General features: G+C 56.1%; 14 protein-coding genes. 4 read left to right on the forward strand and 10 right to left on the reverse strand.

The genetic code is table 11. From position 1 onward, the window contains the following. The first annotated feature begins 410 nt into the window (after positions 1-410). Positions 411-1,874, forward strand: coding sequence for a ribonuclease G (gene rng / locus ACLPGZ_RS18500; protein WP_009461688.1), 1,464 nt, complete (start codon positions 411-413; stop codon positions 1,872-1,874). Positions 1,875-2,049: 175 nt separating this feature from the next. Here the strand turns inward: rng and ACLPGZ_RS18505 are convergent, their stop codons facing one another. The 3 genes from ACLPGZ_RS18505 to msbA form a co-directional block, all read right to left on the reverse strand. Then, positions 2,050-2,580: an AAA family ATPase gene (locus tag ACLPGZ_RS18505; protein WP_429641815.1), complete on the reverse strand. Its 531-nt coding sequence runs from the start codon at positions 2,578-2,580 to the stop codon at positions 2,050-2,052. 135 nt (positions 2,581-2,715) lie between these two features. Further along, on the reverse strand, positions 2,716-3,174 hold the full coding sequence (locus tag ACLPGZ_RS18510; protein WP_009461686.1) for a hypothetical protein: 459 nt from the start codon (positions 3,172-3,174) through the stop codon (positions 2,716-2,718). A gap of 30 nt (positions 3,175-3,204) precedes the next feature. Continuing rightward, on the reverse strand, positions 3,205-4,998 hold the full coding sequence (msbA, locus tag ACLPGZ_RS18515) for a lipid A export permease/ATP-binding protein MsbA (RefSeq protein ID WP_009461684.1): 1,794 nt from the start codon (positions 4,996-4,998) through the stop codon (positions 3,205-3,207). A 147-nt stretch (positions 4,999-5,145) separates the two neighbouring features. Here msbA and ACLPGZ_RS18520 point away from each other — a divergent pair, with 147 nt between their 5' ends. From ACLPGZ_RS18520 to ACLPGZ_RS18530, 3 genes are read left to right on the forward strand one after another with little or no spacing between them, the layout of a single operon-like run. Next, positions 5,146-6,051: a glycosyltransferase family 9 protein gene (locus ACLPGZ_RS18520; RefSeq protein ID WP_035270695.1), complete on the forward strand. Its 906-nt coding sequence runs from the start codon at positions 5,146-5,148 to the stop codon at positions 6,049-6,051. Further along, positions 6,048-6,812, forward strand: coding sequence for a YdcF family protein (locus tag ACLPGZ_RS18525; protein ID WP_009461680.1), 765 nt, complete (start codon positions 6,048-6,050; stop codon positions 6,810-6,812). Before ACLPGZ_RS18520 ends, ACLPGZ_RS18525 begins: the two co-directional genes overlap by 4 nt. Then, a complete protein-coding gene (locus ACLPGZ_RS18530) occupies positions 6,809-7,075 on the forward strand; it encodes a zinc/iron-chelating domain-containing protein (protein ID WP_009461678.1) in 267 nt (88 codons plus the stop codon). Before ACLPGZ_RS18525 ends, ACLPGZ_RS18530 begins: the two co-directional genes overlap by 4 nt. A 67-nt stretch (positions 7,076-7,142) precedes the next feature. On the opposite strand, the gene ACLPGZ_RS18535 is transcribed toward ACLPGZ_RS18530, so the two are convergent. The 7 genes from ACLPGZ_RS18535 to dnaE form a co-directional block, all read right to left on the reverse strand. Beyond that, the gene (locus tag ACLPGZ_RS18535) at positions 7,143-8,258 is read right to left on the reverse strand and encodes a glycosyltransferase family 4 protein (protein ID WP_035270697.1); all 1,116 of its coding nucleotides are present in this window, start codon (positions 8,256-8,258) and stop codon (positions 7,143-7,145) included. A gap of 158 nt (positions 8,259-8,416) precedes the next feature. Next, positions 8,417-9,601 carry a glycosyltransferase family 4 protein gene (locus ACLPGZ_RS18540; protein WP_083053966.1) on the reverse strand — a complete coding sequence of 395 codons (1,185 nt, stop codon included), beginning with the start codon at positions 9,599-9,601 and terminating at the stop codon, positions 8,417-8,419. After that, positions 9,598-10,314, reverse strand: coding sequence for a polysaccharide deacetylase family protein (locus ACLPGZ_RS18545; RefSeq protein WP_060185766.1), 717 nt, complete (start codon positions 10,312-10,314; stop codon positions 9,598-9,600). Before ACLPGZ_RS18545 ends, ACLPGZ_RS18540 begins: the two co-directional genes overlap by 4 nt. 33 nt (positions 10,315-10,347) lie before the next feature. Beyond that, the gene (locus ACLPGZ_RS18550; RefSeq protein ID WP_226349685.1) at positions 10,348-11,154 is read right to left on the reverse strand and encodes a glycosyltransferase family 2 protein; all 807 of its coding nucleotides are present in this window, start codon (positions 11,152-11,154) and stop codon (positions 10,348-10,350) included. Further along, the gene (locus ACLPGZ_RS18555) at positions 11,127-11,969 is read right to left on the reverse strand and encodes a polysaccharide deacetylase family protein (RefSeq protein ID WP_022983576.1); all 843 of its coding nucleotides are present in this window, start codon (positions 11,967-11,969) and stop codon (positions 11,127-11,129) included. Before ACLPGZ_RS18555 ends, ACLPGZ_RS18550 begins: the two co-directional genes overlap by 28 nt. Further along, positions 11,966-13,072 (reverse strand): glycosyltransferase family 4 protein, encoded by a 1,107-nt coding sequence (locus ACLPGZ_RS18560; protein ID WP_083053968.1) that lies wholly within the window; start codon positions 13,070-13,072, stop codon positions 11,966-11,968. The genes ACLPGZ_RS18555 and ACLPGZ_RS18560 overlap by 4 nt, the downstream gene beginning before the upstream one ends. Next, positions 13,069-16,545, reverse strand: coding sequence for a DNA polymerase III subunit alpha (gene dnaE, locus ACLPGZ_RS18565; protein WP_239055262.1), 3,477 nt, complete (start codon positions 16,543-16,545; stop codon positions 13,069-13,071). Before dnaE ends, ACLPGZ_RS18560 begins: the two co-directional genes overlap by 4 nt. Between the last annotated feature and the right edge of the window lie 30 nt (positions 16,546-16,575).

Below are 16,575 nucleotides of genomic sequence, written 5' to 3' on the forward strand. Positions count from 1 at the left end.
GGTTGGTTGGTTGGTTGGTTGGTTGGTTGGTTGGTTGGTTGGTTGGTTGGTTGGTTGGTTGGTTGGTTGGTTGGTTGCTGGATGGATAGATAGATAGCGGACAAAAGAACGGCCACACGAACGCTGCATCGGCCCTGTGCCTTCAACCAACAGTGTCTATATAGAGATAACGAGTTGAATGGCCTCCAAGATCGAGCATTATGCAGGGCTGCTAGCCACCCGGTCCCGGGGCCTCGAGTGGCGACCTACATAGAGCGGCTAGCACCATAAACATCCCCAAGCAGTCTCCGCAACAAAGACAAGCGAAGCATTCATCCTCCCTAAACTCTCTATATAGTCATAAAGGCATAGCAGCCTCACCGACTTGGCCCTACACTAGCCCGGAACAGATATTCCTGAGCGAAATTACTATGCATGAAGACATCCTGATTAACGTCACTCCGTTTGAAACCCGTGTTGCCCTGGTCGAGCAAGGTGCTGTCCAGGAAATTCATATCGAGCGCAGCATCCAACGCGGTTATGTGGGGAACGTCTATCTGGGAAAAGTGGCGCGGGTTTTGCCCGGCATGCAAAGTGCCTTTATTGATATTGGCCTGGAACGCGCGGCGTTTATCCATGTCGCGGACTTACGCCAGAATCGCACCGAGCGTAATCAGGGTAGTCCCACCACGCCGATTGAAAAGCTCTTGTACGAAGGTCAGTCTCTATTAGTACAAGTCATCAAGGATCCATTGGGTACCAAGGGTGCTCGTGTATCAACACAAATCAGTATTGCGGGCCGCATGTTGGTGTATCTGCCTTTTGATCCTCATATTGGCGTATCGCAACGGATTGGTTCGGATGCAGACCGGATCGAGCTGCGCGAGCGTGTCAGTCGTCTTATGCCCAAGGATGAGAAAGGCGGTTTCATCGTACGGACTCAGGCCGAATGCGCGACGGATGAAGAGATCAGTGCAGACCAGCAGTATCTGCGTACTTTGTGGACACGTATTCAGGAACGTATCCGCGAGCAAGGCGCCCCCTCTGTGCTTTATACGGACTTGAGCCTGGCGCAACGTGTTTTACGCGATATGGTGACGCCCAACACCCAATCCATCATCGTGGACTCGCGCACCGTGGTGCAGGAGATGAAGGAATGGGCACAAATTTACACGCCCTCGGTGCTGGAGCGCATCAGTCATCACAAAGGCAGTCGCGCTCTGTTTGATACAGCCCATGTGGATGAAGAAATCAATCGCGCCCTGTCGCGTCGGGTAGATTTGAAGTCCGGCGGCTATTTGATTATCGATCAGACCGAAGCACTCACTACGGTGGATGTGAATACCGGCGGTTTCGTCGGTGGTCGCAACTTTGACGACACGATCTTCAAAACAAACCTGGAAGCAGCGATTGCCCTGGCCCGCCAACTGCGTCTGCGCAATCTGGGTGGCATCATCATCCTGGACTTTATTGATATGGACGACCCTGCTCACCGGGAGTCTGTCTTGCAGGAGCTGCAAAAAGCGCTGGCCAAAGACCGCACCCGCGTGACGATCAATGGTTTTAGTCAGTTAGGTCTGGTGGAAATGACGCGCAAACGTACGCGTGACTCTTTGGCGCACCAACTGTGCGAGCCCTGCCCCACCTGCCAATCGCGAGGTTCCGTCCGTACGGCCCGCACCGTCTGCTATGAAATCTTGCGCGAAGTCCTGCGCGAAGCCAAACAATTCAATCCCAAAGAATTTCGTATTTTGGCGGCCCAGGAGGTCGTTGACCTGTTTCTGGAAGAAGAAAGCCAGCACCTGGCCGTGGCGGGCGACTTTATTGGCAAGCCCATTTCCCTGGAGGTAGATCCACACTACTCCCAGGAACAGTACGACATTATTTTGCTGTAATTGGTCAGCATTGGGGTTGGCTGGGTAGCCAATCCCCTGCATTAGCTCTTGTACGGCAAGGTCTGCGGCCTGCTCGGACACGCTCCTACACACGCAAAGCTCAGACACAGAAACAAGCAAACCAGCAAACATCTTCTGGCACGCGGCAACTAGCAGCAGAAAAACACGCCCCGGCTTATTCGCTGATCTGATGGCGGATGATATGAAAGCCCTCTGACTCCTGAGGTGCCACAAAGTAAGAGCTGAACAAATCAAACTGCGCTTCGGTCGTCTCAAAGGGATGCTCACCACTGGCATTACGAGCATGCAAACGTGCCTTGCACAGTTCGTCAGCTACATCCAGATAATGCAGTTCATGAGCCACAGCCGATTTTTCAATCAGCTCCCGCGCCCAAGCGCGTGTTGCCAAGGTATTGGACGGAAAATCCAGCACTACAGACATTCCAGCCTGCAACAAAGCAGCAATATGCGGTGCCATGGCCGCCCGCAACTGCGCTGAACAGCGCGCGTAATCTTCCAAAGACGCAATTTGACCGGGGTATACGTTAGCCAGCCAAACGTCTTCGCTGATTAGTACGGTCTTGGGCTGCTCGGACAGCTTTTTAGCAAAGGTGGATTTACCCGCCGCTATCTTGCCGCAAATCAGATAGAGCATCGCTGCTGTCGAGGCTGTCTGTCTGACTGGGGGTGTAGAGGCAAGATCCATAATCATCTCTGTTCATTGAGAGGGACTGAAAACAATAAACCCGCCTGAAAAAGCGGGTCACGAGCAGGACAGTCTTGTCCTGCGATCAGGGCGCCTCATGTGCTGAGCGAGTTGCCCAGCACAAAGCTTGGACACTTACAGCGGCGCAACCGGTACAAAATCATCCTCGGGCAGCACTTCTTTTGGTGCATCGTCCGGGTTGCACACACCTGGAGCACGAATTGAAGTGAAGATCTCCTGAATCTCTCGCTTCACATCAGCGCGGTAAGCGTAAACCTTTGCGTCTACCCAACCCTTTTGCATCATGGTCAGATCGATCAGGATACTTTTATCCCAGCCCGCCCCCGGTTCCAGTTCGTAGCGCAAAGTGCCGTAGCTGGCCTGACGCTCATCCATTTTGAAAACCGCTGCTTTGCCACACTCGGCCTGATGCTTGAACAAGGCACGCTGAATACCCACAAAGTCCGTATTGATGCGGCGCTCCGTCTTGAAGTAACTGGGACGACGCAAATCCTGTTCTCGCAGTTCCGCACCCTGCTTGGCACACCCTGCCAACACAGCCAGCCCGGCCAGCGCAAGAATGATTTTCTTCATGATGTTCCTTATCGTGCAGCCCCAGGCTGCTTATTCGTTGAACTGAAACTGCATTTGGTAGAAACCGGCGTACACACCGTTGCGGGCCAGCAATTCGTCGTGACGGCCCTGCTCAATAATCCGCCCTTCGTCCAGCACCAGGATTTGATCCGCATTTTGTACGGTAGACAGACGATGCGCAATCACCAAGGTACTGCGGCCCTTCATCAGGGTCTCCAGCGACATCTGAACCTGACGCTCGGACTCATTATCCAGAGCCGAGGTGGCTTCATCCAGAATCAGAATGGGAGCATTTTTAATCAAGGCACGGGCAATGGCCAGACGCTGACGCTGGCCGCCAGACAGGGAATTGGCATTCTCGCCCACCATCGTATCCAGACCTTGTGGCAAGCCTTCCACGAACTCGCGCAGATTGGCTGCCTCCAGCGCTTCCCAGATACGCTCCGGCGTAACATCGGCTCCTGCACCATAGGCCACGTTTTGGCCAATCGTCGCCTCAAACAGCACCACGTCCTGGCTGACCAAAGAAATCTGGCTACGCAAGCTACGCAAGGTCAGCTCTTCGGAGGGAATGCCATCTACCCGCACTTGCCCACTGCTAGGAATCAAGAAACGCGGCAACATATTGGCCAGTGTGGTCTTGCCACTACCGGAACGGCCAACCAGGGCAATGGTCTGGCCGGGCTGCACCGCAAAACTGACCTCGGACAAGGTATCGCGATGCGCGTTGGGGAAACGATGTGACACCGAGTCGAACTCGATATGCCCATGCACAGGCTGCGTGAACTCTCGAGTCCCGGTATCGGGCTCAGGGTCCTGGTCAACCAGCTTGAAGACACTTTCTGCCGCCACCAGCATGCGCTGCATCGTGCCGGTGATATTGGTCAAACGCTTGATAGGGTCAAAAATCTGTCCCAGGGCAGCCATGAAAGCGGCAAAGCTACCGATAGTCAGCGTGCCGGTATTGGCCTGGTAAAGAGCGACAAAAATCACTCCGGCCACGGCAATCGACACAAACAGCTGTGTAATAGGCGACAGAGCGGCATCCGCAGAAGCTGCACGCATGGCGAAGCGGCGCAGGCGCGCATTCACATACATGAAACGGGTGTTTTCGCGCTCGTAGCCATCAAACAGCTTGATGACACGTTGGGCATCGATAGCTTCACTGACCACACGAGTCAGCTCGGCATTCATGTTCACGGTATCGCGGTTAATGCGGCGCAGGCGACGCGACACCAGTTTGGCCACAAAGACCGAGGCGGGCATGACCAGAAACACGATCACGGTCAATTGCCAGGACATGTAAAGCAGAACGCCCAACAAGGCGATCACGGTCAAGGTTTCACGCACTACGACGGTGACCACCTCGGTGGCCACGCCAGTCATGGTGCCGGCATCAATCGTGAAGCGGTTCAGCAAACGGCCAGTATCCCCTTGCTTGAACTCCGAATCGGACAATCCCAGCAAGCGGGAGAACATGTCACCACGTAAAGTCAGCAACATTTTGTTGGCGATCCAGGCAAACAAATAAGAACTGCCGTAACTGGTCACGCCGCGCACAAACATCAGCCCGATCACCGCCAGCGGGATGGACCACATATAGTCCGGATTGGCACCCGTAAAGCCATCATCCAGCAAAGGCTTCATGATCACCGCCAGCACTGGCTGGGTAGCCGAGGAGATACTGACCAGGATCAGCGCCAGCACCGCCACCTTCCAATAAGGCAGCAAACGGCTATAAATGCGCTTCCAGAGATCGGATTTGACAGGATCGTGCCCAGCAGGCTTGATTTTGGTTTCTATGGCGTTGGACAACGAGGACACCCTATATACTATCTAATTGTGTTTATTCTAACGCTCATTGCCTGAGTCGAGCGCCTCCGCACTTGTTGGTTCTGCCTAGTTGTCCTGTTCATGTCTGATCCCTCTGCCCTTTATTTACGATTGCCTAATTGGCTAGGCGATGTATGCATGAGCCTACCGTGTTTACAGGCTCTGCTGGATACCGGTTTGCCCGTCGTGGTTTGCGCCCGTCCCTGGGCCCGCGAACTGCTGTCGGCTTACCCCTTGCATGGCTTCATCCCCATGAGCAGCCACTGGCACCAGGATGCCAAGGCCATACGCCGTTATCGTCGCCAGCACGGCCATCGCCAAGCTTATGGCCTGCTGCTGCCCGATTCGCTGAGCAGTGCCCTCAGCTTCAAACTGGCAGGTCTGCCAGCCTGCGGTTACCGGGACGATGGCCGTAGCCTTTTATTACGATGGCCGTTAAATAAGCCGCAAAAGCAGTTGCATGCGGTGCAATCCTGGTTCTATATTGTTCAGCAGGCTTTGGCGCTGTGGAAATTGAACCCGGCGCCTGAACAAGCCCCAGCCACCCTGGATTTGACGCTCAGCCCCCTGCAACGGCAAGAAGGCGACAACAGTCTGCGCCAAGCCGCCCTGCGCCCCGGTGACTATATTCTGATCGCCCCTACCGCAACGGGACTGCACAAAGGCCGCGTCAAAGTCTGGCCGTATTTCGACCAACTGACCCGCCATCTGCAAGCCCAAGGCAAAACCGTCATTATGTGCCCCCCGCCCAACGAGCATGAGGCTGCCCTGCAAAATGCGCCCAGCGCACGTTGCCTGCCGCCCCTGCCTTTAGGAGCGTTTGCGCGGCTTTGCCAACAGGCGCAGTGGGTTATTTGCAATGACTCTGGCGTCTCCCATGTCGCGGCAGCCATCAAGGCCCAGCAGCTGACCTTATGTGGCGTCACCAACCCTGAAGACACCGGTCCCTGGTCGCCACGGGCGATTTGCCTGGGGCGCGATGGCCAATGGCCAACGCTGGACGAGGTGGTGCAAGTGCTGGAGTCAGAGCGGGAGCACCCATGAATGTATCGAGCATCCTGACCAGCCTGGTCATTCCGCTGAATTTGTTTGCCGCCCTACTACTTGTGGCGGTGCTGCTCTTTATCTTGCGCCTGCGCAAAACCGCCGCCGCTCTGGCCTTGGCCGGACTGCTCTGGACCGGCGCCTGGTCCCTGCCTGCCACCAGTCTGTATGCGGGCGGTTATCTGGAAAAAATGTATCCCTATCAGCCGGCTGAGCAGGTAACGCAAGCCGATGCCATTGTGGTTCTGGGCGGCCACACCGCTCAAAACCGCAGCAATTGGTTCTTGCCCCAAACAGCACAGAAAACATCGGCGCGGGTAGAACGAGCGGCCGATCTGTATAAAGCGGGCCGTGCACCTTACATTGTCTTGTCGGGAGCCGCGCTGGACGGCGGCATCAGTGAAGCCAAGGTCATGGCCAACACCCTGACTAATCTGGATGTGCCCGCCTCGGCCACACTGATGGAAAACGAAAGCCTGACCACCCAGCAAAATGGTGCATACACCGCCCAGCTACTGCAAGAAAAGCAGGCCAAGAAAGTCTTGTTGGTAACCTCTGCCCTGCACATGCCACGCGCCATGGCAATTTTCCGCAAGCAAGGGGTCGATGTCATTGCGGCTGGTGCCGCCCCACAGCTAACGGTTCCGAACAGCCCCGAGTTTTCCATGTGGAAACCCAATCTGATGGCCTTGCAATCCAGCCGCTCCATCATCAAGGAATATGTCGGGATTCTGGTGTACTGGTCCCGAGGCTGGGCATGATTTGCCGTTCTGAATGTGGGGCCTGCTGTATCGCCCCCTCTATCTCCAGTCCTATCCCCGGCATGCCCCACGGCAAGCCTGCGGGTGTGCCCTGTATTCAGCTGGACGAACAGCTACGTTGTCGGATTTTTGGCCAACCCGAACGCCCTGCCTGTTGCTCGGGCTTGCAAGCCTCGCCGGAAATGTGTGGAGAAAAGCGGGAAGATGCCTTGATCTGGCTGACGGAGCTGGAAACACTCACGGCTCCGTCCCTCAACAACTAAGCATAAAAAAAGCGTTCTGAAATACACTCAGAACGCTTTTTACTACAGGCTTGGCCTGCATCTGACTTTATAGCGCCCGCGCCTTCAAATAGGCCTGATAGGTATCCACCGAAAAACGCTGCGCATCAAAACGATTTTCTGCGCGCTGCCTGGCACGCTTGCCCACGGTATGCAAGCAGTACTTCTGACATAACATGTCTCGGACATGCGCCTCAATGGCTGCCACGTCTCCACAAGGCACCACCCAACCCTCATGCAAATGCTCGATGCTTTCCGGTAGACCACCCGCATTGGAGATCAAGACGGGCAGCCCCAAAGCCAAGGATTCGTAGCACGCGTACGAGGCCGACTCTTTGTATGAAAGCACAAACCCCACATCACAGGCAGCCAGGATCGACCGCACATCCTTAACCAAGCCGGGGAAAACCAATTGTTCGGCACAGCCCAAAGCCTGCACTTGCTCCCGAACAGCCTGCGCAGGTGGATCACCTGCTACCACAATCCGAACGCGCTGCTTGAGTTCCGGCTCCAGACGGGACACTGCTTCAACCAGCAGCAACCAACCTTTTTCCAGATCCGTGCCACCCACTGAGCCCAGCACCAAACTGTTCTCTGCCAAATCAGCGCCGAAAAGTGCTTGGCGTGCAGCCTGCTTTTCCTGCGCGGAAACCGGGGAATAATGTTCCAAGTCCAGACCGTGATAAATCCGCTCAACGTTGCAACGCCGATAATCAGAATTGGCGAGTTGGCGGGCAACATAATCGCTGACAGCAATGCAAAGATCAGTCCCAAAGCGCGCCCGCAAACGGTTACCCATGCTGTGTAGACGCTTGGTATTGTGTTTGGTCCAGATAATAACGGGAGGATTCGACAAGGTTTTGCAGGCGATCATGACATGACGATGATCGGTACTACCATTGCAATGCACGATATCGAAGGCTTCGCGCTGCAAAAAACGGCGCAGGTTCCAGATTTCCGACAAGGCCGTCCCGATACGGGCGGTATACAGGCCTGGCAACACTCTTACCCCGGGTATCTGCGACGCTTCCCGATACAGTCGGCCCGTTGCCGGTGCCGCCAGAGTGAATTCACACTGATGGGCCAAACCGCGCAACAAACCCAAAATATAGGTGACATGGCCACCGCCATTACCATGGTGAATATCAGTGATCAGGACCTTCAAAACTCGCTCCGTCAGCGGCTGTGAATGACAGACAAATACTCAGATCGAGCATCTACAGGCCACAAAGTGTATCCGCTATTGCGTAAGCTGAACAATGACTGAACAGCAGTTTTGACGATTTAATCTCGGTAAAAGAGAAAACCTGGCTGCACCTGCCTTTAATCTTGGCGGCGAAGCAACACTTTTTGATACAGGTCCTGATAGCGAGTCGCGACGGCAGGCCAACTGAATTGCACCAATAACTCACGCGAGTTCTCGATCAGGTTCCTGGCCATGGCCGGGTCCTTGCTGATTTTCTCAATCGCCTGAGCCAGTTCCTGAGCATCCTCCGGATGGCTGAGCAGCAGTGCGTGATAGCCGCCCTGCACATATTGGGCAAAGCCGCACCACGGAGCCGGGCTCAGGACAACCGGCAAACCATAGGACATGGCTTCCAGCGGTGCCATGCCAAAGCTGTCATTCAGGGTGGGATGCACGTAAATATCGGCAGCGCGATAAAAAGGTTCGACGTTAGAGGTTTCACCCTGCAGGATAACGCGATCCTGCATATTCAGAGCCTGAAGCTGCTGGCGTATCTGGTCACGCAAACCCGGCTTTCCGCCCACCACCAGCAATCGATAATGGGAAGGCAGTTTCGCCAAGGCTTCCAGCACCGTATTCAAGCCTTTACGCAGCGGATTACGAGCCACCAACAGACAGACAACCTGATCGTTCGTAAAACCCAAAGACTCGCGAACCTGGGTGCGCTCCTGTCCTTGGGCATCGGCTTGCGGCAAGGCCACACCGGGAGCAATGACGGGATAGTCGTGCACGCTGCCATAAGCTTGCTGCAATTGTTCGGCAATCAAGCCCGAAACGGCGACTACGGCATGAGGGCCGGGGCGCAAACGGCGTTTTTCCAGGCCCAGATACCCCCAGACCCTGGGGCTGAAGTAAGAGCCCAGTTTTTTCAACAAAGGCAAAGGCCGCACGCGCCAGTTAAACCGCACGGGGGTGACATGCACTACTTCCACGTCCCCGCACCAGCCGTTCATGTGCGAGTGCACAATATCAAAACCTTGCGCCGTGGCCTTGGCGGCCTGACGGGCAAACAGGATGCCGCGTATCCAGCCCGGCCAATGCGACCAATGTCGAATAGGCACATAGGCCAGCTTCAAATCACAGCGACTGTCATATTCGCGCGCAAACACAGTGATTTCGTGTTTTTCGGCCAGCTCGCGCATCAGCTCCACCCCATACGCTTCAGCGCCGCCAAAGCGGTTACCGAAACGGTCGACCACAAAAGCGATGCGCAGGCGCTCGGGAATCGCAGCGGGAGTATCGCGGGTTTGATCTGAGCTCATGAGCGGGAAACCGTACGACGCTTGTCTTCCAGGCGTGTCACGCACTTTTGCACGAAGCGCAAAATATTGGTGGAACGCGAGACCGTCACACGGGGCAAGTCAAACAAATCATCGTCTGAACGAGCCAGACCGCGATTGGTCGTGGTGGCATTCAGATAACCAGCCTGACGCACCTGCTCACGAATAGCCTGATTCTGATCGCCATAGGGATAGCAAAACGCGCTGACTTCCACTTGCAGCACGTCTTGCAGCTCTGCCTTGGATTGCACGATCTGGTAATGGGCAATTTCCGAGGACACATCGGTCAGATGCACATGGTCCAGCGTATGCGAACCGGCTTCATGACCGGCGTTCACCCAGGCGCGCAGTTCTGGCAAGGACATCAGACCGGAATGCGGCACTCCTTTGGGTTGGTCCCAGAAGTTCGAACCGTCCAGATGCCGCGCCACAATGTAATTGGTCGCCGTAAAGCCCAATTCATCCAGCACCGGCATGGCGTTCTGAAAGACGTTACGGTAGCCATCATCAAAGCTGATTCCCACAACCTTGCCCTGCTTTTCACCCCGCAGGTACGGCATCAGTTGCGCCATGGATAAACCACGGTAACCCAAGCGCTTGAGCCAAGTCATCTGGCGCCGAAAATCAGTAGGATGCACGGTCAAACCACGGTAAGGCGAGCCCTTGGGAGCAGGCACCCCGACCTGGTGGTACATAAGAATCGGAATCATAGGCGGCATTATAAGGGGCTAATCAGACTTCTGACGGGTGTAATACCACAGCTTACTATATCGAAACAGGCTGCCAGAAGCGGCCATACACGCCAGAATGAAGCCTTGCGGGCCATCCAGAAATCCCCGTCGAACAATATAGTGACGCACGAAGGTCCAGCTGGCATGGCCAGCAATGCCCGGCAGGCTGGTGGTCTTGCCCTTGGCCTGCATTTGACGGGCCGCATCCGAGGAATAACGGTTGATCTTGTCGATAAAGACTTCAAGACTGGCGTAGGGGTAATGCAGAAAATGTCCATCCAAGACCAGGACTGGATGCTCGGTCTGCACGCTTTCATGGACTTTGGCGTCGTTAAAGCGGGCTGTACCACGCTTGAACAGTCGTAATACCCGGTCTGGCCACCAACCGCTATGGCGCATCCAGCGGCCAGCGAACTCTGACAGGCGGGCAATCCGGTAAGCCGTACCACGCGGCTGGATCATTTCCTGCTGAATCAGTTGTGCAAGCTCGGGCGTAACGCGCTCGTCCGCGTCAATGGACAGCACCCACTCGCCCGTGGCCTGATCCAGTGCCCGATTCTTCTGCGGCCCAAAACCGGGCCAATCCGGGGTGACCGTCACGTTCGCCCCCATGGAGCGGGCGATTTCCACCGTATCATCCGTACTGCCCGAGTCCACCACAATAATCTCGTCCGCAAAGGCAACGGATTCCAGGCAGGCACGAATATGCGCCTGCTCGTTTTTCGTGATCAGGATAACGGACAGGCGCTTGCCAGAACTCGACGCGGCGCTTTGCCCTATTTCTGTCGTTGACGACGACGCCATGCTTTCCACCTGTTGAAAATCGGACCGATCACGGGATGTACCGCAACATTCAGCCTGCGTCCTACCGATACGCCCGTCGTGTCACGCACGGCGAAACGATAAATGTGCAAAGGATCGCTACCAGGCTGGTTGGAGCCGAAGGCGCGCGTTGTATACAGATAGCGGAAACCGGCTTGCTGGGCGACCTGCACATAATCAGGATCAAAATAGCCTTGCGGCCAACACAGCTGGTCAGAGACCATACCCATATTGGCCTTCAAGGTCTGACGGGATTGCTCCAGTTCCCAACGCATCTTGTCGTTCTTTTGATCGCGCTGTTCGCTCAGGTCCCAGCGAGTATGGGTATGAGTATGACTGTGGAACTCGAACACACCATCAGCCTGCATGGCGTGGATTTCACTCCAGCGCAAAATCACCTCGTCGCTACGACCTTGCTCGATACGCGCTTCACATTCACGATGATCCGGGCATTCGGGCACGTCCTGGCCCTGGCCCAGATAAGGGCGCACAGGCCCCTCATTGATCCAGCTTGTCACCAGGAAAATCACGGCATTGAAGCCATATTTTTTCAACAAGGGATAAGCGTAGACCCAGTTATCCAGGTAGCCGTCATCAAAGGTAATCAGTACCGATTTGGGCGGTACGCCCTGCCCTTGCAGATGGCCTACAAATTGCTCGGTTGTCAGGCTGGTCCAGCCGTTTTTCTTCAACCATTGCAAATGCTGCTCGAAATGCTCGGGACTGGCATTGATCATGCCCCCTTCCGGGGTGACATGGTGGTACATCATGACGGGCACAGTGCTTGCCACTTTCATCCCTGAAGCTCCTTTAACCAAGCATAATAAGCGCCTTCCAGCCGGTCGCCCATGGCAACCGGGGTAAAGCGCTCGTCGCTACGACAAAACAGGCGCCCTGCGGCTCCCATTTCCTGACGCAACTCCGTGCTCCGGATCATTTTTTCCAAGGCGGCACGCCACTGCTCCGGGTCGTGCAAATCCGCCAGCAAACCGCTGCGGCCTTCTTGCATCATCTCCGGGACCCCGCCAACGCGACTGCCCAGCACAGGAATGCCAGCGCTTCCAGCTTCTACAAAAACAGTGCCCGACGCTTCCATATGGGTCGCCAAGGCAAAAATATCCAGATTGGGCAGAATCGAAGGCACATCTGCACGAGCGCCCAGCATATGAATCCGCCCTTGCAGTCCCAGCTCCGCGATCAAGGCCTGCAACTGTTCATAACCCGGAGAGCCGCCCCCCACCAGCACCAAGTGCAATTGAGGGTAGCGATCAAATAAAGGCTGCATGGCGGCGATCAGTTCATGATGGCCTTTTTCGCGCCGCAATACGGCAACGCAACCTACCAGCAAGGTATCAGACGCCAAACCCAACTGGGCACGCAAATCCAGGAGGGGCGCTGAATCAATCACGCTGGGATCGACACAGGGATAGACCACCCGAACATGCCCAGGTTTCACGCCCCGCTCGATCAGGTGATCGCGCACATAATCGCTGGGCGTAATCACCCGTTTGGGCACGATGGTGTAAGACATCAAGGAGCCCACTTTCTTGGCCAGATGGCGCGTACGCACAATCAAGGGAGTTCCCGCCAGGCGCCCGGCCACACCGGCCAGCATGGTGTCACGGCGGCTATGGCTGTTCAGCACATCAAACTGACCTTGGCGCAAGACCCGACGCAACTGGCGCACACCGCGCATGTAATTGGCCGGGCCATCCATCAACAGGGTATGAACCACAAAACCCTCGTCGCGCAGGCGCTCGGTCAACTGGGCGTGGGGTTGGCAGGCGGCCTCCACCTGATGCCCCCTTTCGCGCAAGATGCGCATGGCTCGCAGAATGTAGTTTTCCTGACCACCAAAGCTGGTGGCAGCTTCCGAGTGCAGAATGCGCAAGGGCCTCATCGGTAGCTGATCTCCACCTCGCGCGTGGCGTCCCAGCCTTCCAGCTGCTCCAGCAGGGAATCCGCCAGACGAACACGCCACTGCGGGCCCAACTGCACCACGCACTCATAATCGGGACGCAGCAGTTGTACCTCGACCGGCACCCCGCCCTGCTCCTGGGCACGGTGTGGTGCCAACAAGGTTTGCAGACGCTGTGCGTCGGCATTATTGTTCAGGCCGATGCTCAGGCAACTGGCACGGGCTTCACGGGCCAGCTGCAAGTCAAAAATAGCATCAGCATTGATACGCAAGCCGCCGGTGTAATCGTCGTTGCTGACCTTGCCCTGGATGATGATCAACTGGTCTTCTTTCAGGCGCTGGCGATGCTCTTCAAACAGCTCATTGAAGATGGCCACTTCCAGCTGCGCCGAGCCGTCATCCAGCATGGCGTAAAGCATCTTGCCGCGACGTGTCATGCGTACACGCACCGCTGACAGCACACCGGCAAACCACTGCGGACTACGCGACGCTTCCAAACGTGCCAACGGTGTCGGTGCAAAACGGCGGACCTCATCACGCCAGGCGTCAAACAAATGGCCGCTGAAGTAAAAGCCCAGTGCCGTCTTTTCCTGACGCAAGCGATCTTGCAGGCTCCAGGGAGCCACTTTCGCAACCTCGCCTTCCACAATATCGTTGGAGTCGTCATCAAACAGCGAAGACTGGTTGGCGCTACGTTCGGCCTGTTCGGCAGCTTCGGTAGCGGCACCGATACTGGCCAACAAAGCGGCGCGGTTTTCATCAATCGTGTCAAAAGCGCCGGCACGCACCAAGGCTTCAATGGTGCGCTTGTTCACCTGATGGCGGTCTACCCGGCGGCAGAAATCAAACAGGCTGGTGAAAGGTCCGCCTTGCTTGCGAGCATCCACAATCGCTTCAACCGCAGCCTGACCGGTACCCTTCACGGCGCCCAGACCATAGCGCATGGTGCGTGGCGGCAAGCCTTTTTCCGTATAGCTATCCTGCACAGGCTCAAAGCGATAGTTGGACGCATTGATATCTGGCGGCAAGACTTCCACGCCATTGGCCAGCGCATCTTTCCAGAAAATCTGGACCTTGTCAGTATCGTCCATATCGGACAACAAAGTCGCGGCCAGGAACTCGGCCGGATGGTGGGCTTTGAGCCAGGCTGTCTGATAGGCGATGAGAGCATAAGCAGCGGAGTGACTCTTGTTAAAGCCATAGCCCGCAAACTTTTCCATCAGGTCAAACAGCTTGACCGCCAATTCAGGGTCGTGGCCTTTCTTGACCGCCCCTTCCTCAAACAGAACCCGGTGCTTGGCCATCTCCTCGGGCTTTTTCTTGCCCATGGCACGGCGCAGCAAGTCGGCGCCACCCAGCGAGTAGCCACCGATAATCTGCGAGATCAGCATCACCTGTTCCTGGTAGACGATGACCCCGTAGGTGCTGCTCAAGGTGCTTTCCAGATCCGGGTGGAAGTAATCGACCTCGGCTCGACCGTGTTTACGGTTCACGAAGTCCACCACCATGCCCGACTCCAGCGGCCCCGGACGGTACAGGGCCAGCATGGCGATAATGTCTTCAAAAGTGGAAGGCCGCAGACTGCGCAGCAGCTCCTTCATCCCACGCGATTCCAGCTGGAACACCGCTGTCGTATTACCTTCGCACAACAGCTTGTAAGAGGCGTCGTCATCCAGTGGCAAGGCCATGATGTCGAACTCGCGCTTGTCCGCATTGAACTGGCGTACATAGCGCACGGCCCAGTCCAGAATCGTCAGGTTACGCAGCCCCAGAAAGTCGAACTTGACCAGGCCGGCAGCCTCCACGTCGTCCTTGTCGTATTGCGACACGGCGTTGGCGTCCGGGCCAGACTGGGCATACAACGGGCAAAAATCGATCAATTTGCCGGGCGCAATCAAGACCCCCCCGGCGTGCATGCCCACACTACGGGTGAGGCCTTCCAAGGGACGGGCCAGATCGATCAGGGCTTTGACTTCCTCGTCGTTCTCGTAACGCTCGCGAAAGGCAGGCTCATCGGCCAGCGCACGTTCCAGCGTCCAGGGATCGGCGGGGTTGAAAGGAATCAGTTTGGACAAGCCATCGCACAGGCTGTAAGGCAGTTCCAGCACACGGCCTACGTCGCGCACCACGGCTTTTGCGCCCAGAGTACCGAACGTGGCGATCTGGCTGACGGCCTGACGGCCATATTTCTGTTTAACGTAATCAATAACACGTTCGCGGTTGTCCTGACAAAAGTCCACGTCAAAGTCAGGCATGGATACCCGCTCGGGATTCAGGAAACGTTCGAACAGCAAGTCATAGCGCAAGGGGTCCAGATCAGTAATCCCCATGCTGTAAGCCACCAGGGAACCCGCGCCCGATCCTCGACCCGGCCCTACGGGCACGCCATTGTGCTTGCCCCAGTTAATGAAGTCCGCCACGATCAGGAAGTAGCCGGGAAAGCCCATGGAAATAATGGTGTTGCACTCCCACATCAAACGCTCTTCGTAAGTGGGGCGTTGCTTCTCGCGCTCCTCGGGGTCGGCATACAGCTGCTTCAAGCGGATTTCCAGACCGTCTTTGGCCTGTTGAATCAGGAAGTCGCCCAGCGACATGCCATCAGGCGTGGGAAAATCGGGCAGATAGGGTTTGCCCAGTTCCAGCTCCAGGTTGCAACGCTTGGCAATTTCCAACGTGTTTTCCAGCGCAGCAGGAACGTCCGCAAAGCGCTGCTGCATTTCCTCCGAGCTCAGAAAATACTGCTCTTGCGTAAAACGCTTCACACGCTTGGGGTTGGCCAGCTGTTCGCCTTCGGCAATACACACCCGCACCTCATGCGCGCGGAAATCGTCCGGGGCAATAAACTGAATCGGGTGCGTAGCAACGACAGGCAGGTCCATCTCTGCTGCCAAACGCATGGCAGCTTGTACATACAGCTCATCGCCGTCCGCACCGCTGCGCTGCAGTTCAATATAGAAGGCGCCGGGAAACAGGTCTGCCCAATGACGGGCGCAATCACGGGCCAAATCCAGATTGCCATCGGCCAGAGCCTGGCCTACATCACCCATACGAGCACCGGACAAGGCAATCAAGCCACTACATTCTTTCAGCCAGGCGCGCTGTACCTCTGCCCGCCCCTTGTATTGGTTCCCCAACCAGGCGCGGGTCAGAATGTCACACAGGCTCAAGTAACCGGCCTCGTTTTGCACCAGCAATAGCAAGCGCGACGGTTTTTCGCGGTCTTCCTCGTTTTGCAGCCAGATATCACAGCCCATGATGGCTTTCAGCCCGGCTTTACGCGCCGAGGTATAGAACTTGATCTGTCCAAACAAGTTGCACAAGTCCGTCAAAGCCAGTGCAGGCTGCCCATAGGCCTGCGCTTTCTTGATCATTTCGGGAATACGGGCGATGCCGTCCACCACGGAGAACTCCGAGTGGGATCGCAAATGGACAAAGGAAGGGGTGGTTTCGCTCATGATGGAATTGTACTGAAGCCAATAGACATT

The sequence above is a fragment of the Alcaligenes sp. Me129 genome (assembly GCF_050487245.1).
Taxonomy (GTDB): Bacteria; Pseudomonadota; Gammaproteobacteria; order Burkholderiales; family Burkholderiaceae_B; genus Alcaligenes; species Alcaligenes phenolicus.